The sequence below is a fragment of the Asticcacaulis excentricus CB 48 genome, from assembly GCF_000175215.2.
GTDB lineage: Bacteria > Pseudomonadota > Alphaproteobacteria > Caulobacterales > Caulobacteraceae > Asticcacaulis > Asticcacaulis excentricus.
This window is the reverse complement of the sequence record NC_014816.1, coordinates 2,003,332-2,023,302: the sequence shown is the minus strand read 5'-3', so window position 1 is coordinate 2,023,302 and position 19,971 is coordinate 2,003,332. Positions and strand designations below refer to the sequence as shown.

General features: G+C 59.7%; 13 protein-coding genes. 7 read left to right on the top strand and 6 right to left on the bottom strand.

Annotated elements, in window-relative coordinates:
• The first annotated feature begins 22 nt into the window (after window positions 1-22).
• The 6 genes from ASTEX_RS09410 to ASTEX_RS09385 all read left to right on the top strand — a co-directional run bounded on the left by ASTEX_RS09410 (window position 23) and on the right by ASTEX_RS09385 (window position 7,813).
• Complete coding sequence (locus ASTEX_RS09410) at window positions 23-1,546, top strand: tryptophan halogenase family protein (RefSeq protein WP_013479387.1); 1,524 nt, start codon at window positions 23-25, stop codon at window positions 1,544-1,546.
• Window positions 1,546-3,045, top strand: a complete 1,500-nt coding sequence (locus tag ASTEX_RS09405; protein ID WP_013479386.1) for a tryptophan halogenase family protein — start codon at window positions 1,546-1,548, stop codon at window positions 3,043-3,045. Before ASTEX_RS09410 ends, ASTEX_RS09405 begins: the two co-directional genes overlap by 1 nt.
• 284 nt (window positions 3,046-3,329) lie before the next feature.
• Window positions 3,330-4,679, top strand: coding sequence for a sugar MFS transporter (locus ASTEX_RS09400; RefSeq protein ID WP_013479385.1), 1,350 nt, complete (start codon window positions 3,330-3,332; stop codon window positions 4,677-4,679).
• Window positions 4,680-4,769: 90 nt separating this feature from the next.
• Entirely contained in the window at window positions 4,770-5,693 is a 924-nt protein-coding gene (locus tag ASTEX_RS09395; protein ID WP_013479384.1) for an ROK family protein, read from the top strand.
• Between the two features lie 15 nt (window positions 5,694-5,708).
• Window positions 5,709-7,175: a carboxylesterase/lipase family protein gene (locus ASTEX_RS09390; protein ID WP_013479383.1), complete on the top strand. Its 1,467-nt coding sequence runs from the start codon at window positions 5,709-5,711 to the stop codon at window positions 7,173-7,175.
• Window positions 7,176-7,303: 128 nt separating this feature from the next.
• Window positions 7,304-7,813, top strand: coding sequence for a hypothetical protein (locus ASTEX_RS09385; RefSeq protein WP_013479382.1), 510 nt, complete (start codon window positions 7,304-7,306; stop codon window positions 7,811-7,813).
• Between the two features lie 211 nt (window positions 7,814-8,024).
• On the opposite strand, the gene ASTEX_RS09380 is transcribed toward ASTEX_RS09385, so the two are convergent.
• The 6 genes from ASTEX_RS09380 to ASTEX_RS09355 form a co-directional block, all read right to left on the bottom strand.
• Window positions 8,025-9,224: an ROK family transcriptional regulator gene (locus ASTEX_RS09380; protein ID WP_041659153.1), complete on the bottom strand. Its 1,200-nt coding sequence runs from the start codon at window positions 9,222-9,224 to the stop codon at window positions 8,025-8,027.
• A gap of 306 nt (window positions 9,225-9,530) precedes the next feature.
• Complete coding sequence (locus tag ASTEX_RS09375; RefSeq protein WP_013479380.1) at window positions 9,531-10,508, bottom strand: hypothetical protein; 978 nt, start codon at window positions 10,506-10,508, stop codon at window positions 9,531-9,533.
• A gap of 83 nt (window positions 10,509-10,591) precedes the next feature.
• Window positions 10,592-11,638, bottom strand: a complete 1,047-nt coding sequence (locus tag ASTEX_RS09370; RefSeq protein WP_013479379.1) for a hypothetical protein — start codon at window positions 11,636-11,638, stop codon at window positions 10,592-10,594.
• A 79-nt stretch (window positions 11,639-11,717) separates the two neighbouring features.
• Window positions 11,718-12,653: an alpha-E domain-containing protein gene (locus ASTEX_RS09365; protein WP_013479378.1), complete on the bottom strand. Its 936-nt coding sequence runs from the start codon at window positions 12,651-12,653 to the stop codon at window positions 11,718-11,720.
• Between the two features lie 46 nt (window positions 12,654-12,699).
• Window positions 12,700-14,157 carry a circularly permuted type 2 ATP-grasp protein gene (locus tag ASTEX_RS09360; RefSeq protein ID WP_013479377.1) on the bottom strand — a complete coding sequence of 486 codons (1,458 nt, stop codon included), beginning with the start codon at window positions 14,155-14,157 and terminating at the stop codon, window positions 12,700-12,702.
• 189 nt (window positions 14,158-14,346) lie between these two features.
• A complete protein-coding gene (locus ASTEX_RS09355; RefSeq protein WP_013479376.1) occupies window positions 14,347-16,272 on the bottom strand; it encodes a class II glutamine amidotransferase in 1,926 nt (641 codons plus the stop codon).
• Window positions 16,273-16,641: 369 nt separating this feature from the next.
• On the opposite strand from ASTEX_RS09355, the gene ASTEX_RS09350 reads away from it, so the two are divergent.
• The gene (locus ASTEX_RS09350) at window positions 16,642-19,941 is read left to right on the top strand and encodes a transglutaminase family protein (protein WP_013479375.1); all 3,300 of its coding nucleotides are present in this window, start codon (window positions 16,642-16,644) and stop codon (window positions 19,939-19,941) included.
• Window positions 19,942-19,971: the final 30 nt, after the last annotated feature.

Below are 19,971 nucleotides of genomic sequence, written 5' to 3'. Positions count from 1 at the left end.
CAAAATTAACGAGGCAGACAGGATGAGCGACGCCATTCGCCGTATTATCATCGCCGGGGGCGGCACGGCGGGCTGGATGTGTGCGGCGGCGCTGCGCAAGGGGCTGGGCCGCACGGTCGAGCTTGTACTGATCGAATCTGAAGACATCGGCACGGTAGGGGTAGGCGAAGCGACCATTCCCCCAATACGCAAGTTCCTGGAGCATGTGGGGATCGACGAACTCGACTTCATCCGGGAGACCGAGGCGAGCTTCAAGCTGGGTATCGAATTCGCCGGATGGGGCACACCCGACAGTCGCTATTTCCACGGCTTTGGCGATTTCGGCGCGGTGCATGAGGCCGTGCGCCCCTATCAGTTGTGGCGCTTGCTGCGCGAAGCGGGCGATGAGACCCCGCTGGAGGCGTGGTCCTTACCGGCGGCTCTGGCGAAGGCGGGGAAATTCTTTCCGCCCAATCCCGACCCGCGTTCTCCTATGCACGACTACGCCTATGCCTATCATTTCGATGCCGGGCTTTTTGCGCGCTTTTTGCGCCGCCATTGCGAGGCGCAGGGCGTGAAGCGGATCAATGCCAAAATCGACGCCGTGCAGCTTCGTCCGGCAGATGGTTTCATCGAGGCCCTTACGCTCGACAACGGCACAAGCGAAGCGGCGGACTTTTTCATCGACTGCACTGGGTTTCGCGGGCTGCTGATCGAGGAGGCGTTGAAGGCGGGGTTTGAAGATTGGTCGCATTGGCTGCCGGCGGACCGCGCCTGGGCCGTGCCGACGGCGCATCATACCGGGGCAGGGATTACGCCCTTTACGACGTCGACGGCGCATGCGGCGGGCTGGCAATGGCGCATTCCTTTGCAGCACCGCACCGGCAACGGCCACGTCTTCGCCTCGGCCTTTATGGACGAGGAAACGGCGCGCGACGTGCTGCTGCACCATCTTGAGGGGAAGGCGCTGAAAGACCCAATGCTGATCCGCTTCACCACGGGTCGCCGTCCACATCCGTGGACGAAGAACTGCGTCGCCGTGGGCCTGTCGTCGGGCTTTCTGGAGCCGCTGGAATCGACCTCGATCAACCTGATCCAGAGCGGCATTGCACAGTTCTTGGAACTGTTCCCCTCGCGACAGGCCGAAGCGGTGCTGCGCCGCGAATATAACCGTCAGATGAGTCTATCCTATGAGCGGGTGCGGGACTTCATTATCCTGCACTATAAACTCAATACGCGCTCCGAACCGCTGTGGCGCTATTGTGCCGACATGCCAATTCCCGATACGCTGGCGCACAAGATCGAGTTGTTCAGCGTGCGCGGCGATGTGGTCAGCTATGATTGGGACCATTTTGCCGAACCGAGCTGGATCGCCGTGATGAACGGGCAGGGCGTGGTGTCGCGGTTTACCGATCCTCTAGCGCAGCGGCTGCCACTTGAGAGCGTGCGGGCCCTCATGGCGCAGCGGCGCGATGTCCTCGCGCAGGTGGTGCGCCAACTGCCCGCCCATGCAGATTTTATTGCCCATCATTGTCCCTCGCCCGATACACTGAAAGCCAGCGTCTGATGGACCCGTTGCGCATCATTATTGTTGGCGGGGGCACCGCCGGATGGATGACAGCGGCCGGTCTGTCCTATGCCTGCCGCGACCGTATCGCTCAGGTGACACTGATCGAATCGGATGAGATCGGCACCATTGGCGTTGGGGAGGCCTCCATACCGTCACTGGTCACATTTAACCAGTTTCTGAAAATCGACGAGCGCGAGTTCATGGCGCACACTAAGGCAACCTTCAAGCTGGGAATTGAATTCCGCAATTGGGGGGCGCTCGGTGATCGCTACATGCATCCGTTCGGACCGTTCGGGCATGATTTCGGAATGGCGGCTTTTCATCACTACTGGCTCCGGGCGCAGGCGTCGGGGGACCTGACGCCCTTATCCGACTATAACCTCAACAGCGTTTTGGCGCGGCGCAACGCCTTTGCACCGCCTGCATCGGACCGTAATTCCCCGTTATCTGCGCTTGTCTATGCCTATCATTTCGATGCGGGTCTCTACGCTCGTTACCTGCGCAGCTATGCTGAAAATTTTGGCGTTACGCGGATCGAAGGTCAGGTCGTAAAGGTCGGCCAGGACGCAGAAAGCGGCTATATTACCGGATTAACCCTTTCCGACGGGCGTCGGGTGGAGGGGGATCTCTTCGTGGATTGTTCAGGCTTTCGAGCCCTGCTGATCGAAGAGACGCTAAAGGTGGGCTACGAAGACTGGAGTGGCCTTCTTCCCTGTGATCGGGCGGTGGCCGTGCCGTCTGAAAACCAGTATCCGCTGACACCCTATACGCGCGCTACGGCGCGGGGGGCGGGCTGGCAGTGGCGTATTCCATTGCGGCACAGGACGGGTAACGGACTGGTCTATGCCTCAGATCATTTGAGCGATGATCAGGCCACGGAAAGCTTACTGTCTCATCTTGACGGCAAACCTCTGGCCGACCCGCGACTGATCCGTTTTCGTACGGGCCGCCGCCGCACGGCCTGGGTCAAGAACTGTGTGGCGATCGGTCTGTCGGCAGGCTTTCTTGAGCCGCTGGAATCGACGGCGATCCATCTGACCCAGCGCGGCGTCACCAAGCTGATCACTTCGCTGCCCCGTAAAGGCTTTGATGCGGTGCTGGCAAAGCGGTTCAATCAAGAGACGCGCTTCGAATATGAGGATGTGCGTGACTTTCTTGTGCTGCACTATGCCCTCACACGACGCCATGATACGGCGTTCTGGAATGAAAGCCGCACCAGAGATATTTCGGAGACCCTGAAGGCGCGTATAGCCTTGTTCGAGACGACCGGGCGGATACAGATCGGGTCGGATGAGTTGTTCAAGGATGCCAGCTGGCTGGCTGTCATGACCGGTCAGGGGCTGAGGCCGCGTGATTACGACCCGCTGGCGGATATGATCGACGCTGAGGATCTCCGGCGCTCGCTCGATTTCATACGTGCCGCCTTTGCCCGCACGGCGGAGCAGGTGCCCTCACACGATCAGTTTCTAAAAGCGCAGTTTGGACCTTTGGGGTAAGGGGTCTGCAAATACCCTTCAAAGCAGAAGGGAGTAGAATCTCTGGCCGCTGATCTGGTAATGACATCGCTGTCAAAACTGTGGATAATAATGCCGTTATCTTGTCTGACAATTTGACGTGCAAATGAAAGAAATTGTTGGTAAATGGCAGTTTGATCGCCGCCGTTAAATTTTTCGATTGCAAAAGTCCGGATTTGCTGGATTTTTGATATTTGATTTATTTAATCGGTGCGGGCCTAAAAAACGTCTGTGAAAAGTCACTCGCAACCTACAGGTAGGGGTATATGTCTGAATCATCCAGCACCGCCAAAGGCGGCAGCGGTCTCGCGCTAGCCGTCGTCTATGTGACCACGCTCTTCTTTATCTGGGCTGTGGTGACCAATCTGCTCGATCCGCTCGTGAAGACTATGAAGACCGTCTTCACCCTGACGCCCGTTCAGGCCATGCTGACCGGCTTCGCCTTCTTCATCGCCTATTTCGTCATGTCCTTGCCGTCGGCGGCATTCCTGTCGCGCTTTGGCTATGCCAAGTCGGTCATGGTCGGTCTGGGTGGCATCGCAGCGGGGTGCTTTATCGCCATAGCGGCGGCCAAGCTGCACATCTATACCGTCTTCCTGGTGGCCCTGTTCACCATGGCGTCGGGCGTGACCCTGCTTCAGGTGGCGGCCAACCCGCTGATCGCGTCTATGGGTAAGCCCGAAGATTCGGCCTTCCGCCTAAACCTGTCGCAATCCTTCAACTCGCTGGGCGCGGCCTGCGGCCTCTTCTTCGGTGCCTCGTTCCTGCTGAACGGCGACATCTTCAAGAAAGACGTTGTCATCACCGAAGTGATGAAGGAGGAAGCGCTGGGCTTTGTGACCAACGTCTACATGGCCATCGGCGTGGCTCTGGTCATCTTCATCGCCTTGATCTTCATGGTCCGCGAAAAGATCACAGCTGCGGCCCCCAAAACTGGCCAGCTGGTTTCGCCCTTTACCGCCTTGACCTCGAAGTGGGCCAACCTCGGCTCCATTGGCATCTTCCTTTACGTCGGTGCCGAAGTTGCGATCTCGCTTAATCTGCTTTTGTTCCTCGAACAGGCGAATATCCTGAACCTTGAAGCGCAGTCGGCCGGTCACCTGACCACCTTCTACATGCTGTTTGCCATGATCGGCCGTTTCGCCGGTTCGGCCCTGCTGAAGGTCGTGCGCGACTACGTCATGCTCACCCTCGTGGCCATTGGCGCTATTGCCCTGTCGCTCCTCGTTATCTTCACCAAGGACATGGTGCCGTCCGAGCCGACCGGCATGGTCAATGTGATCCTGACGAGCGTTCCGGTGACCACCGGTCTGATCCCGGCTTTCGCGGCCCTGCTGATCGGCCTGTTCAACTCGATCATGTTCCCGACCATCTTCACCCTGACGCTGCAACGTTCGACCGCGCCCACCTCGGCCACGTCGGGCTTGCTGTGCATGGCCATTGCCGGTGGCGCGGTTCTACCGCTGGCGTTCGCCAAGATTCAGGAAATGACCGGCTCCATGTCGATGGGCTTCATCGCGCCGCTTCTCTGCTACGTCTACGTTCTGTGGTTCTCGTTCGCCTGCCGTAAGGCACCGACGCACGCCATCGAAGAAGGTGTGTCGGGCGGGCACTAACCTGCTGCCGGGCGGTTCGTCACGGGGGCGAACCGTCCGGTTTCTTCAACCATAAAAGACCCCGGCTTAGACACTCCGGGAGACGGGCGTATGTTATATATTGGCGTGGATTTTGGCGGCACCAAGATCGAAGCGGCGGCCTTGTCCGACAGCGGAGATGTTCTGGCCCGCTCGCGTGAGCCCAATCCCGGCGACTACGACGCGGCCCTGCTTCTAGTCAAAAACCTGATCGCGCGGGTGGAAGCCGAAGCCCGCCAGACGCGTCCTGATCTGGCTGGTGCGCCCGCCAGCATCGGCATTGGCTCGCCCGGATCGGTCTCGCCGCGCACTGGCTTGATGCGCAATTCCAATTCTCTTTATCTGAACGGCCGCACCTTCCGCGAAGACCTTGAGACCACTCTTGGCCGTCCGGTGCGTCTGGCCAATGACGCCAATTGCCTCGCCCTGTCCGAAGCCATTGACGGGGCGGCGGCTGGGGCCTCCAGCGTCTTTGCCATCATCGTCGGCACAGGCTGCGGTGGCGGTGTGGTGGTCAACGGGCAACTGGTCAACGGAGCCAATGGCATTGCCGGCGAATGGGGCCACATGCCCCTGCCGTGGCCGAAGCCCGCAGAATATCCCGGTCCCAAATGCTGGTGCGGTCAGCACGGCTGCCTCGAAACCTGGGTCTCCGGCACGGGCTTTGCGCGCGATTTTCAACAGACGACCGGCCGTGAGCTGAAGGGCGAAGAGATCATCAGCGCCATGCGCAACGGCGATGCCGAAGCCAGGGCCGCTTTTGAGGCCCTGCTGTCGCGACTGGGGCGCGGTATGGCGGCCATCGTCAATATTCTCGATCCGGACGTCTTCGTTTTCGGCGGGGGCCTATCCAATGTGCCGGAAATCTATGACGCCCTGCCAGGCCTGATCCGGCCCTATGTCTTCTCGGATGGCTGGGACGCCAAACTTGCGCCTGCGCGTTGGGGCGATTCGTCGGGCGTGCGCGGTGCCGCCTATTTGTGGAAACAAGGCTGAACGGACGAGGCGGGCATGAAACGGATAGTGTTCGCCTTAGGCCTGTTACTGGCGACTCCCGTCCAGGCGCAGGACGCGCCTGTTATCCATCTTCCGCAAGGAGATCTGCGCGGGCAAACGCAGGACGGTATCAGCCGCTTCAAGGCCATTCCCTTTGCCGCGCCGCCCGTCGCCGAAGCGCGTTGGACCGCGCCGCGTGTGCCGCAGGCGTGGCCGGGCGTACGTGATGCCACAAAGAGCGCGCCCGCTTGTGCACAGGTCTCATATGGCTGGAACGAAAAGGCTGCGGAGGACGCTTCGGAGGATTGCCTCTATCTAGAAGTCGCCACGCCAGAGCTGAGACCGGTTAAGCCCCTGCCGGTCATGGTGTTTATCCATGGCGGGGCCAATCGCGCCGGTGATGGTGCAGGCACCGTCCATTCGGCCCTGCCGTCGCAAGGCGTGGTCCTGGTGTCGATCCAGTATCGTCTGGGGGTGTTTGGCTTCCTGTCGCATCCCGCCCTCAGTGCCGAACAGGGCGGGGCGTCGGGCAACTACGCCCTGATGGATCAGATCGCCGCCCTGAGATGGGTGCGCGATCATATTGCGGCCTTTGGTGGCGATCCGAAGAATGTCACCCTGTTTGGACACAGCGCCGGCGCACAGAATGTCGGGCTGCTGCTGGCGGCACCGGCTGCGAAGCGGCTGTTTCACAAGGCGATCCTGCAATCGGGCACGCCGCAATTTGGCCTGCCACCACGTACCCTTACGCAAAACGAAGCACTGGGGACCACCCTGGCCAGGGGTTTCAGCGGCGCAAAGCCCGACAGCGCGGCGGCCCTGGCCGATCTGCGCCGCGCCGATGCCCGGGACCTGCAGGCGGCCGCCGACCGGCTGGATGCGCCTATCGACGACGACAGCTTTATCTGGCTTCAGCCGACTGTGGACGGCAAGGTCTTGCCGCGCGCGCCGCAAACGGTGTTCCGCGCCGGTGAAGGGGCGGATATTCCGGTCATTATCGGGGTATCGGCGCGCGAACTGGGCCTGCATGGTACCCTGAAAAGCCAATTGAAAGCCGCCTTTGGTCCGCGTGCCAAGGCCGCAGCCCCATATTATCGCCGCCCGGACCCGGTTCTGGGGCCGCCCGAACTGACGCTGGCCACCGATCTCAGTTTCCGCTGTCCGGCCGATTGGCTGGCGCGGCAACGCACGGCGAAGGGCGGGCGGGTGTGGCTTTATCAGCTGGAGGTCAATCGCCCGGCGGATCAGCCGGTGCATCATGGCTCCGAACTGACCTTCGTCTTCAACCGCCCGCCAGTGGGGGAGGGGCCGGGCTGGCCCGATCTGGGCGCGCGCTGGGTCCACTTTGCCCGCGACGGCACGCCCGGTGCAGACTGGCCGACCTATGGTGCCAAAGCCCGAAGTCTTCGCCTTATGGCCACAGGGCCACAGGTGGCGACGCATTTGCGCGGGCCCGTGTGCGGGTGGCTTGACAGGCCTTAAATCGATTTCAGTATGCGTACCCGGAGCGTAGCGAGGTCAAATTGAACCGAAAGTTTGCTCCGATTTAAAGCGCCTTACCAAAGGCGCTCATACCAGACCGGAACACCCGGCGTATCGAGGAGGACACCATGAAAGAACTGACACGCAAAGGCTTTTTGGCCCAAGGATTGGCGAGTGGGCTGGCGCTTATGGCCGCCGGCGTGGCGCGCGCCCAGAAAGGCCCCATGCTTGCCTATGCCGATGGCATGAAAGAAGGCTGGTGGATTGGCGGATGGGCCAAACAGACGCCGGCCGTACCGCTTGAAGATCAGAAGCCGGTGGAAATCACCATGGCCGCCTGGAACGTTTTCACGTTTCAGACCTGGCAGAAGCTGAATGGCCCGGATTTCAAGACCCTTACGCTTCTGGTGCATGGTGGCCCCAAGGGGAAGCAGGAGGTGTCACTGCGTCTGCGGCTCGGCGAAAAGGCCTATGAGAGCCAGGTGACGCTCAAAGGGGTGAAAGGCAAGTGGGTGCGTTATGACGTGCCGATAAAGGACCTCAAGGTGAAGGACGGGCAGTTTGACACCATCGAACTGCGCAACGCTTCGGCGGAGTCGCTTGAGCCCTTCTACGTCAATTTTGTGATTTTGCAGTAATATCGTGGGTCATTGAATATGACGCTTGGGATGCCTTTCGAGACTGTCTCATGTCGCCGACACATATAAGACAGTCTCGAGTTTCAACTTTCAACGGCCGGAGGCGGTTACCATCTTCGGCCGTTAGTGTAATAGGCGCATTCGCCGGCTTAGTTGAGCCGCCGACGGGCTCAAATGTTTCGTTTAACGCGCTCTTTATCCGAAAAGTGCTCTAAGCCGATTTCATTAGCGCTTCACGAATTGGCAGGAAGCGCTCATTGAACGGCAGTATGCCCGCACCGCAGGCGCAGGCATCGATGGCCAGCGCGGCGCGGCGCACGGGCGCTATCGGCGGCAGACGGCGGTCGGACAAGCGCGCATAGAGCGCATTCAGCCGGTCGCACAGGCCGTCGATAATGGCGGCAGGCATCCGTCCGCCGATAAAGTGCGCTTCCGGGTTCAGGCCGCAGTTGAGTGTCAGAAAGGGCATGTAGAGGTACTGCGCGGCGTCATCCAGCCATGCATCCACCACGCTTTGCGCCTGCGGAGACAGGTTTTCGAGATCGGCGGGGACGCTGGCCGCGAAACCGTGTGTGGTCAGACGGGCATAGAGGGCGTAGAGGGAGACCGCGTCCTGAAGCGTATGCTCGATCCCCGCTTCGCCAGGGATGGGTAGAAAGCCGATTTCGCCTGACCGCCCATCCGCGCCGCGGAAATAGTGGCCATTTATGACCATGCCGCCGCCCAGACCGGCGGAAATCAGCGTATAGATGAAGGAGCGCGATTGCAGGCCGTGGCCGAATTGCATCTCGCCAATGGCCGCCGCCGCGGCATCGTTTTCGACGACCACCGGGGCATCAATCAGGCCTGTGAAGAGGGCCGGTACGTCGATTTCAGACCACACCCCGTAGGCGTCAGGACGATTGGGTAGGCGCACCCGGCCCAGGTCGTCTGGCATCCCGATGCCCATGCCGATCAGGCGGTCGAAGTCGATCAAGCGTTTGCGGCGCAAGGTGTTCAGTGTTTCGGCCACAAAGGCACGCACTTCGTCAGGCATGGCGAAATGGACTTCGCGGCTGATGCGAAAACGCACCTGACCCACGAAATCCAGGGCGACGACGGTGATGTGGTCGCGATCGATGTTGAGGCCAATCGAAAAGGCTCCGTCCGGATTGACCACCAGCTGTGTGGCGGGCTGACCGCGCCCGCCCGTCAGACGCCCGGCTTTCAGGATCAGGCCGTCATTGAGCAGGCGTCGAGTAATATTGGCGATGGCGGGCGCGGTCAGGCTGGTGATATCGGCCAGATCGGCACGCGTGATCGGCCCTCGGGCGCGGATGGCCTGAAGTGTCACGCGCTGATTGTGGTCGCCCGCGCGTTCGAGATTGGTGCCCGACAGTCCCTCCTCATAGGCGCCGTTGCGGGGGGCCATACGCGTATCATTTGGAAGCGCTTCCAAGGTCATGTTCTCGTGTCCGTAAGGCGTTAAATCGCCCGGATGCCGTCTCGCGACGCGTGTCAAAGTGAGTGATCGATCCGATTTGAACCCTTCGTCCCTTACTCTGTTATGGAACGATTGCATAAGGCAGTAAATAGGGTGCGTCACAGCCACCGAAATACGCGCACCACCTCTACACAAAAAGGGTATTTGTCAGACAGACCCTTAGACGTTTAGGCTGCTTCCTGTCGTCTTACAAGACGTATGTCATACCTATTTAGCCAAATGGCCAGACCGGTATTATTTGATGGTTTCGCCCAGCACCCAGCTTTCGCGGTGACGCCGGCGGTCGTCGCCCTGACGTATATCGCGCACCGACTGGCATTCGGCGCGGCTAACCAACCCGGTCTTCAGGCTAATGCGGTAACGACAGGAGGTCCCGATATCGAGCTGGATATCACCGACAGGGACGGGGGCGGCCTTGCGAATGCGCGCGCTGCGCGCCGCCGCTTGCTCCAGCGCCGGACGGATGCGCTTCGCGTAGGCGTCCAGCGCCTCACGTGTCGGGCCCGACTCGTAGAGGACTTCGGCCTCGCCCTTCGCCTCGTCCCACGCCGTCAGAGTGAGGCTTTCGCGCGCGCTGATCGTATCGCCGAACGGGCCATTGATCAGCGAATCCAGCCGGTAAGGATTGTTGAGGCTTAGACCCAGATTGTGCGGAATGGCCAGAAGAGCGTCTTCCGGTAGGAATTGTTCCGCCGCCGTTTCCGCTGTCATCGGCCCATAAAGGCCGTCAAAAGCGTCGCCTTCGCGGGCATTAATGGCCCCAGAACGGCGCATGGCGGCCTTGAGGCGATTGCGCAGTTGCGGCCAGTTCTCAAGGCGCAGCGGCGTCAGGCTTTCGTCGGCGATATAGGTGATGTCGCGGATGCTAGCAGCGGCCCGCATCACCTTTTCCAGCTCTAGACGCTCAGCGTCGGCCTCTGGGCCTTCGACCTGGAACGCGGTGTTTACCAGCGCTTTGAAGACGCGGTAGCCGTCCGGATGCCGTGACAACTGGCTGAGATACTCGGCCTCCAGCCGCGTGCGGATCACCTTGCCGTTGGTTTCGCTTTCGGTGGTGCGTTTAAGCGTCTGACGCACGGCCGCCCCTGGCGGCAGGGTCAGGCGGAGTTGATAATACTCGACCTGGAGAGGTGTCGCGCCGGCGGCTTCAGCCGAAACCGACGCGCTTACGCCTGCGGTTATGCAGGCTGCGATGACAACCGCCCTGATCATGGTTCGCCCTTCCCGTTTTCAGGAACCAGACCCCTGAAACAAGGTCTTTTTGGCTCGACTTTGGGTCAACTCTGTGACGGTTGTCAGTTCGGCACAGTAAAGCTTTCGGAGAATTCGTAGGTTTCGACTTTGGAGAACTGCTCTCCCAACAAGTGGAAAGTGCTGGTCTGCCTGCAACCGCCCTTACGAACCAGCCCGTTGTCGATGGCAACATCGTAATCACAATGTGTGGACATATCGAAACTGCTCTTGGGATCGTTTTTGAGCGATGTATCGATCTCCTTGAGCACGTTTTCAGGGGCTCCCGCCTCCTTGAGGAAGCGCGGCATGAATTCGGTAAGGAAGGCCTTCATGCCTTCGGGGGTGGGACCCACATCGTAGGACAGGCGTGCGGAATTGGCTTCCGGTTTCCACTCGGTCAGCGTAAGGGCCGAACGCATGGCTAGCGGATAATTGCCAAGCGGTACGATGACAGTGCTTTCCGTTATGACCGGTTTGTTACGTTCTAGGCCGACATTATGCGCAATTGCCATGAAACTGTCGGCCTTGAGATAAAGATCGGCTGCCTGTTCAGAACTCATACGGCCGATCAGGTTATCGTAAATCTTCGCAAAGCTTTGCTCGAAATCGGTGGATGTCTTTTCACCGGAAGCCCTAATAAGGGACAGGACAGTGGCCTTGCTACGTTCACGCAGCTCGGGCCAGTTTTCCAACCGGACGGGTGTCAGACTGTCGTCGGCGATGAAGGTGAGTTCACTGAAGCTGCCGATTAGGCTACGCACCATGACGGCTTCGGGGGCAGTCGATTTGCTGTCAATAACCTGACCGTCGGGCATGGTGATGCTCGTTCGGGTCAGTGTCTTTTTCACGACATAGCCGTCGTCTCCCAGAGTAAAGTCATTCCGGTAACCCGCGTCTGTGCGGGTTACTTTGGCCGCTCCGTCGCGGGTCTCGGTCTTGATGGTTTCAATCTGGTGATAGACGGTGCCCTTTTCCCCGATATCCAGAAGAAGCTCATGGTAGTCCGGAGACGACGGATCAGGGCCCACCGAAGTCGGGGCCTTGTGCTGAGCCCATGCGGGCGTGGTCAAAAGAAGACCGACGACGACGATAGATGTGACGACGCGCATATGTACCCCCCTGTTTTGGGGCGACTATGTACCGCACTCGGGGGTTGTGCAAGCCCGATCCCGGGTATTGTGTGACGTCTCAGTCCTTGAAGAAGGTTTCATAAACAGACTGATCCAGCCGGTTTAGCCCCAGCTGATAAGCGTCGATGAACTCATGCAGGCCCGAAGCGATGAGGGCGGTGGCGTCGGCTTCCATCAGACGGGCGCGTAGGGCCTTCATATCGGTGAGAGCGGCGCATTCCGGCTTTTTCTCGCAGATAGCCTCCATGCACACGGTGGCGTAGTCGAGCGAAAAGCGGACCGAACGCGGGAACAGCTTTGAGAACAGCAGGAATTGCGTCACGTCACGGTAATTGATCGAGTGGTATTCCTGCCGGTACATTTCCAGAGCATTGACCGATTTCAGCACCGCGCCCCACTGCACATTGTCATAGGGGCTATCGACCTGCTCTCCACGTGGTAAAAGCAAAAAGTACTTCACGTCCAGAAGGCGCGCCGTCTTGTCCGCGCGCTCAAGCAACTGCCCCATTCGCGCAAAGTGCCAGCCGTCGCCGCGCGACATGGCGTTGATCATCATGCCGGCGAAGTGGGTGCCCGACTGACGCACCTCGGTATAGTAGGCTTGGAGGGCTTCGACCGAGCGTTTGCGGCTGTGGGCCTGCGTCAGATGGTAAAGCTCGTTGATCTTTTCCCATACCTCGACCGGGATCACTTCGCGCACCGTGCGGGCGTTTTCGCGCGCGCGGTAGATGGAAGACAAGATGGAGTTGGGATTCTTATCGTCAAAAGTCAGGAAGCGCACGATGGATTTCTCATCTGCGGTGGCGTAGCGCTTGTTGAAATCCTCATCGTCGCCAGAGGTGGCAATCAAAGGATACCACTGCGTCTCCTCGACGCTCAGACCCATGTCGAGCATCAGGTGGGTGTTGACGTCGATGAAGCGCGCAACGTTTTCCGCGCGCTCCAAATAGCGCGACATCCAGTAAATCGAATTGGCAACGCGGCTTAACATCATGCGGAAGGTCCTGAACGGCGGTGGCCGAATAAAGCGGAGAGGCTGGTCATTCCGCCACTCCATAATAGTTCTCTTCGCCTAGCACCCAGGTATCTTTCGACCCGCCGCCCTGCGAAGAATTGACGACCAGCGAGCCTTTTTTCAGCGCCACCCGCGTCAGGCCGCCGGGCAGGGTGAAAACGTCTTCGCCAAACAGCGAATAGGGGCGGAAATCGACGTGGCGGCCCTCGATGCCGTTGCCGATCAGGGTGGGCGCGCGCGACAGAGACAGGGTGGGCTGGGCGATATAATCGCGCGGCTTGGCCCTGATTTTTTCGGCAAATTCCTTCTGCTCGGCCTTGGTACTTTTCGGGCCGATCAGCATACCGTAGCCGCCTGACAGGTTCACTGCCTTGACCACCAGCTTGTCGAGATTGGCCAGAACGTAGTCGCGCTCTTTATCGTCCTCACAGATATAGGTCGGCACGTTCTGAGCCATGGCGTCTTCGTCCAGATAGTATTTCACTATCTTCGGCACATAGGCGTAGACGGCCTTATCGTCGGCGATACCTGTGCCTGGGGCATTGGCCAGCGCCACCTTGCCCTTGCGGTAGGCGTTCATGATGCCAGGGACACCCAGCAGTGAGTCCTTTCGAAAGACCTGCGGGTCTATGAACTCATCATCAATGCGGCGATAGATAACATCGACCTGTTTCAGGCCCTGAGTCGTGCGCATATAAACGGTATCATCTTCGACCACGAGGTCGGAATTCTGGCACAAGGGCACGCCCATCTGCTGCGCCAAATAGGCGTGCTCGAAATAGGCGGAATTGTAGATGCCGGGTGTCAGCACGACGATATTGGGCTCGTCCTTGCCTTCGGGGGCAATGAATTTCAGCGTCTTGTATAGGTGGTCGCCATAGTTGGAGACGGGGCGCACCTTTAGGGTCTGAAACGCCTTGGGCAGTATGCGCTTTTGCACAGCGCGGTTTTCCAGAACGTAGGAAATGCCTGACGGGCAACGCAGATTGTCCTCCAGCACGTAGAATTCGCCGTCGCCATCGCGCACGAAGTCGGTGCCGGAAATATGCGTCCATACGCCTTTGGGCGGCGACAGGCCCTCGCACGGTTTCAAATAGCAGGCCGACGAAAAGATCAGTTCGGCCGGGATCACCTTGTCCTTGAGGATTTTCTGGTCGTTATAAATGTCCTGAATGAACAGGTTGAGGGCGCGGATACGCTGATTGATGCCGCGCTCCAGCTTGTCCCAATCCGCGGCCGATACAAGGCGAGGAATGATATCAAACGGAAGGATCTTCTCGGTGCCCTTCTTGTCGCCATAGACGTTGAAGGTGTTGCCCGACTGATAAAGGATGTCTTCAGCCTGTTTTTGGCGGCGTTTCAGGTCGGCCCGGCTGAGCGCGTCCAACTGCTCGACAAGACCGGCGGCGGCCGGATGCGGCACACCGTCACTGGCGAACAGCTCGTCGAAAAACCCTTCGGTTTTATAGGATTCCAGACTCACGCGGGTGTCTCCCCAAAGCGAAAAAACTCAAAAAATACGCGCACTTTCAATTTGATTTCGGTATTCGAAAGAAGACCGGCTAAGGATTAAATGCGAAAAATTTCGAGGCGCCGCCGCGAGACATTCTTCACCGTTTCTTTCCACTTGAAAGTACCGCTGTTGAAGCCGCGGACACTTTCAAATGGGCTATCATAAATAGACCTCGTTCATCGTCACCTGTACCCGGAGGTCCTCCTTGCCGCCACCGCGATAGATGGTGCCGGACGTCGGCGTCGCATCGAGATAGTTTCGCCCGCACGCCACCCGCACATGGTCCTGTGACACGAGGCAGCCATTGGTCGGATCGAAGCCGCGCCAGCCGATATAGGGGATATAGACTTCGGCCCAGGCGTGGCTGGCGTCGGACTGAATCTTGTTTTCGTAATTGGCCCCAGTAAAGATGTAGCCCATGCGATAGCGCGCCGGAATGCCCAGAAGTCGCGCCAGTGTGATGAACAGGTTGGCGAAGTCCTGACAGACGCCTTTACGATTGGCGTAGACATCAAAGGGCGTAGTCGAGAACGAGGTCGATCCTGGTACGTACTGATAGTCGCGATAAATGGTCAGGTTGATGTCGTTCAGCGTGTCCATGACGTGACCGGCATTGCGCTCGGAAAAGGCCCGCGCATAGACCAGCAGTTCGGCAATCTGCGTTTCCGGCATTTCGAGCAGCAGCAAATAAGGTTCCATCACCTGAAGCTGCCACGGCATCCACGAAATGGGGAAGCGCGCCTGACGCTGGGCCGGGCCGTAATCGTCCGGCGCCTGACCGAAGATCTTAACCAGCGAGCGGCACGAGACGGTCAGTTGCTTGTACGGTTTGATGATCGAATAGTGTATGTTCTGATTGCCGAACACGTCCTCAAAGCGCACGTCCTCACCCTCAGCCGAAATGGTCAGGGTTGAATGGATGACCTCCTGAAGCTGATCCTCGACAGGCAACAGGCGGAAGGTGTGGGTCGAATGTTCGACGGCTTTCTCGTAGGTGTATTCCGTCGAATGCACCACGTCATAAAGCCGGTAGGTGAGGGGGCTGCCGTCCGGGGCGTGGGTTACCGAGCGGGCATTGATCACGTTCGACTGCACGTGGCTCATGCTGGCCAGCTTCGCGACGATGGAGGCCTGTTGCGACTGGGCCTGCACGCTGGCGAACAGGGCATTTCGCTCGGTGATCTTCTCCAGCGGGCCGCCCTGAAGGATTGGAGACGCCAGTGCGGATGGGCGGTCGGGCTGCTGCGGCGGCACCGGCAATTTCGGCGGGGCTTCTTTCTTGTTGGTCCAAATGACCGCACCACGCCGTGCGATGATCAGTTGCCCGCCCTGCATCGGCGTCCACTTGCCCGACGCGAAGGGCGAGGAGGCAAAGACCACCGCCGTGCGGAAAGTGTCGCGCGGATTATTCAGGGCAAAAGAGGCGGCATCCGACTGGAACCCCTCAGCGGCGTGCGGCGGCTTGATGCGACTGTAATAGAGGCTCGATTGCGATTTGGAGCCGTAGAAGACCGCCACCGTCACGCCATCGGAAATGGCCATGTCGGCCGAGCCAAGATCATCCAGTTGCAGGAACCAGCTCAGAAGGACGTTGTGGTCGATGGCCGCCAGCGTGCGCGCCCCGTAATCCTCGATTTTGCCAAGCAGAAAGACCAGAGCCAGCTCTGAATCCGTACGCCCCAGCGGCTCCAGAAAGATCGACTTGTTGTGGTGCAGCTTCTTAATGGCTTCCTTGTCGAGGTTGCCATTGTGCATGAACACCCAGTCCTGACCGGCAAAGGACCGGGTGAAGGGTTGGGTTTCCAGATGGGTATAGCCGGTGGCCGCGCCACGCACCTTGCAAAAGAAGACGGTCGAGCGGAATCCTTCCCAGTCGCTCATCGCCCCCTTGAGCGAAACGGTGTCCTTGGCGGCCGGGTCCTTGGCCACCATTGCAGCCTTATTATCTGCCGGGTACCATGCTAGACCCCAGCCGAGCGTATGGTCGCCCTTTTGCGGGCCGGTGCGAAACTTCAGGTCGATGAGCGGCGAACTTAAGCCGTCGAAACTAAACGCAAAGATGTCGCTCGAAATATCGCTGAACAACGGGTGGTCCTTCTCGCTCACGGGAAACTAAACGGCCTTGGCCGGGTCTTGTCCATATGCCGTGCCGTATCAGAGTTACACATTTTTTTTGTCTTCGTTACAGTTCTGTGACGTGATTTTGTGGGAAAAGCAGACGTAAGCTGAGGAATTGAAACGAAGCCACTCACTTCATACCTCCCCATCCTGCAGGGGAGGCGGGCAGCACGAGGTGCGAAGCGCGAGATGCTGTGGTGGGGGCTTCAAGCGGGCCGGCGATTCTGTAGATTACAGGTCGTAGGATATCTACCACCTCTCCCTGCCGGCGCAGGCAGGGGTCAGATTGCCATTTCTCCCTGCCAACGGCAGGGAGGGGTAAGATTGGATGAGTGAATGACCATACTGACCGCTCTGCATCACGTTACCGACTATCGTTACGAGCGGCCGATTGGCATGGGGCCGCAGGTCATTCGGCTTCGCCCCGCCCCGCATACTCGCGCCCATGTGCAGTCCTACCGGCTCAAAGTCGAGCCGGAAAACCACTTCATCAACTGGCAGCAGGACCCCTTTGGCAATTGGTTGGCGCGCATCGTCTTCCCCGACAAGGTCGCGCAGTTCCGCGTTGAGGTCGATCTGGTCCTCGAAATCAAGGTATTCAATCCGTTCGACTTTTTTCTGGAAGACACGGCGACCCACTTCCCGTTCAGCTATGCGGAGTCGCTTAAAGAAGAACTGACGCCGTATCTGGAGATCAAGGAACAAGACGACCTGCTGATGGACTTTGTGCAGTCGATGCCGGACCTTAACCCGGCGACGCACGAAAAGTGGGGGACGGTCGATTTTCTGGTCGCCTTCAATCAGAAGGTTAATTCGCAGCTTAACTACACCCTGCGCATGGAGCCCGGGGTGCAGACCTCTGCCGAAACTCTGACCCTACTCCAAGGGTCGTGCCGCGACATGGCGTGGCTTGCCTGTCAGGCCCTGCGCCACAAGGGGTTCGCCACGCGCTTTGTCTCCGGCTATTCGATTCAGCTCAAGGCAGATGTCGAATCGCTGGACGGCCCCTCAGGCGTCAGCGAGGACGTCACCGACCTGCATGCCTGGTATGAGGTCTATCTGCCGGGTGCCGGTTGGATCGGACTTGATCCGACGTCCGGCATGTTCACCGGCGAAGGCCACATCCCGCTGTGCTGTGCCCCCAACCCGACCTCGGCGGCTCCCATCACCGGGGCACACGAACCGGCGCAGTCGCAGTTCAGCTATGAGATGGGTGTGACGCGCATCTATGAATCGCGGCGCGTCACCCAGCCTTATACGGATAGCGAATGGCAGCGCATCGACGACTTGGGTCATAAGGTCGATAAAGCCCTGACGGCGCAGGATGTGCGCCTGACCATGGGCGGCGAGCCGACCTTCGTTTCGCTAGATGACCGCACGGGCGATGAGTGGCATTTTACGGCCCTTTCGGACACCAAGAAGAAATTGGGTTTCGACCTCTTCAGACGCCTGTCGGCGCGCTTCGCCAAGGGCGCGCTGGCGCAGCACGCGCAAGGCAAGTGGTATCCCGGCGAGATCCTGCCGCGCTGGGCGATGAATGCCTTCTGGCGGCTGGACCAAAAGCCGTTATGGCTTAATCCTGAACTGCTGATCGATCCGGAAGCCACAGCCCATGAGCCGCAGGCGACGGCGCGCACCTTCCTTCGTACGCTGGCCGGTGCGCTGGGCCTGAATGAAGACCTCGTCATCGATGCCTATGAGGACGTTCCCTACCACCTGTGGAAGGAGCAGCGCCTGCCGCTTGAGGGCGAAATGCTGAAGGCCGATGTCTATGAGGCGACCGAGCGTAAGCGGCTTCAGGCCCTTCTGGACAATGATCTGGGTCAGCCGACGGGTTTCGTCCTGCCCCTCCAGTACTCTGCGCGGTTCGACGGCTGGATGTCGAACCCCTGGCGTTTCCGCACTGAGAAGATGATGCTGCTGCCCGGTGACTCGCCGGTAGGACTGCGCCTGCCGCTGGGGGCACTTCCGTTCGTCGATCAGGCTGAGGTTGACGCGCATCTGTTCCCGCCGCGCTCGCCCTTCGCGCCGACCGAGGCCCTGCCGGAGGCGCAGACTTTGGTGGCGCGCTTCACGCAAATGATCGGTGCGGCGGGCGAGCCTGAGCGCTGGGCCGGTCCCAATGGTCTGGTGCGCTCGGCCCTGTGTGCCGAGGTACGGCATGGCAAGTTGTTTTTGTTCCTGCCGCCGACCGCTTATGCCGAGCACTATTTCGAGCTGATTTCGGCCATCGAAGCGGTGGCCGCTCACCTCAAAGTGCCAGTGGTCATCGAAGGTTATGCCCCGCCACGCGACCACCGCATCGAGTCCTTGAGTGTCACGCCCGACCCCGGCGTCATCGAGGTCAATATCCAGCCGGCGGCCCATTGGGCCGAGCTGAAAAACATCATTACCACTGTCTATGAGGAGGCGCGTCTGGCACGGCTGGTCGCCGACAAGTTTCTGATTGACGGCAAGCGCGTCGCCACGGGTGGCGGCAACCACATCGTCATGGGGGCGCAGAGACCGGAGGATTCGCCGTTCTTGCGTCGTCCCGACCTGCTGGGCTCAATGATCCGCTTCTGGCAGAACCACCCCAGCCTGTCCTATCTTTTTTCGGGGATGTATATCGGGGCGACTTCTCAGGCCCCGCGCATTGACGAGGCGCGCCACGAGTCGCTCTATGAGCTGGAAATCGCCCTGTCTAACCTGCCCAAGGGCGAGGCAGAACAGGCCCCGTGGCTGGTTGACCGGTTGCTGCGCAACCTGCTGGTCGATCTAACCGGCAACACGCACCGGGCGGAATTCTGCATCGATAAGCTCTATTCGCCCGATTCCGACCGCGGGCGGCTGGGCTTGCTCGAAATGCGCGGCTTTGAAATGTCGCCCCACCCGCAGATGAACCTCATTCAGGCGCTGCTTATCCGCGCCCTGATCGCGGTATTCTGGAAAAAGCCCTACACGGGGGGGCTGGTACGCTGGGGCACGCAGTTACACGACCGCTTTATGCTGGGCCATCACGTGCGCGAAGACCTCTATGAGGTGCTCGATTTCCTAAAAAGCCATGGCTACGCCTTCAGCCGCGACTGGTTCATTCCCTTCTTCGACTTCCGCTTTCCGTCTCTGGGCAGCGTGCAGATCGGCGGCCTGACGCTTGAGTTACGCGCTGGCCTGGAGCCGTGGCCGGTAATGGGCGAGGAGCCGTCCGGCGGTGGCACGTCGCGCGGCGTCGATTCCTCGGTCGAGCGCATGGAGGTGGTGCTATCCGGTGCCGTGGGTAATCAGCACGTCGTCACCTGCAATGGTCGCCGCCTGCCGCTGCACCCCACGCGCGACGCCCATATTCAGGTGGCGGGTGTGCGCTACAAGGCCTGGGCCCCGTGGTCGAGCCTGCACCCCAACCTGCCGGTCAATACGCCCCTACAGTTCGATGTGATCGACACGCGGCTGGAACGTTCGGTCGGTGGTTGTCGTTATCACGTCATGCACCCCGGCGGGCGAAATTACGAGCAGTTGCCGCTGAATGAGAACGAGGCCGAAGGCCGCCGCCTGTCGCGCTTTGAGGCCCCGACCCATACGCCGGGCCGAGTACGCGTCCCGGCGCTGCATATCAATCCAGACTATCCGATGACGCTCGATCTGCGGCGAAGAGACTAAGGCTTGTCACAGCCTCGGTCTGTGCTATGC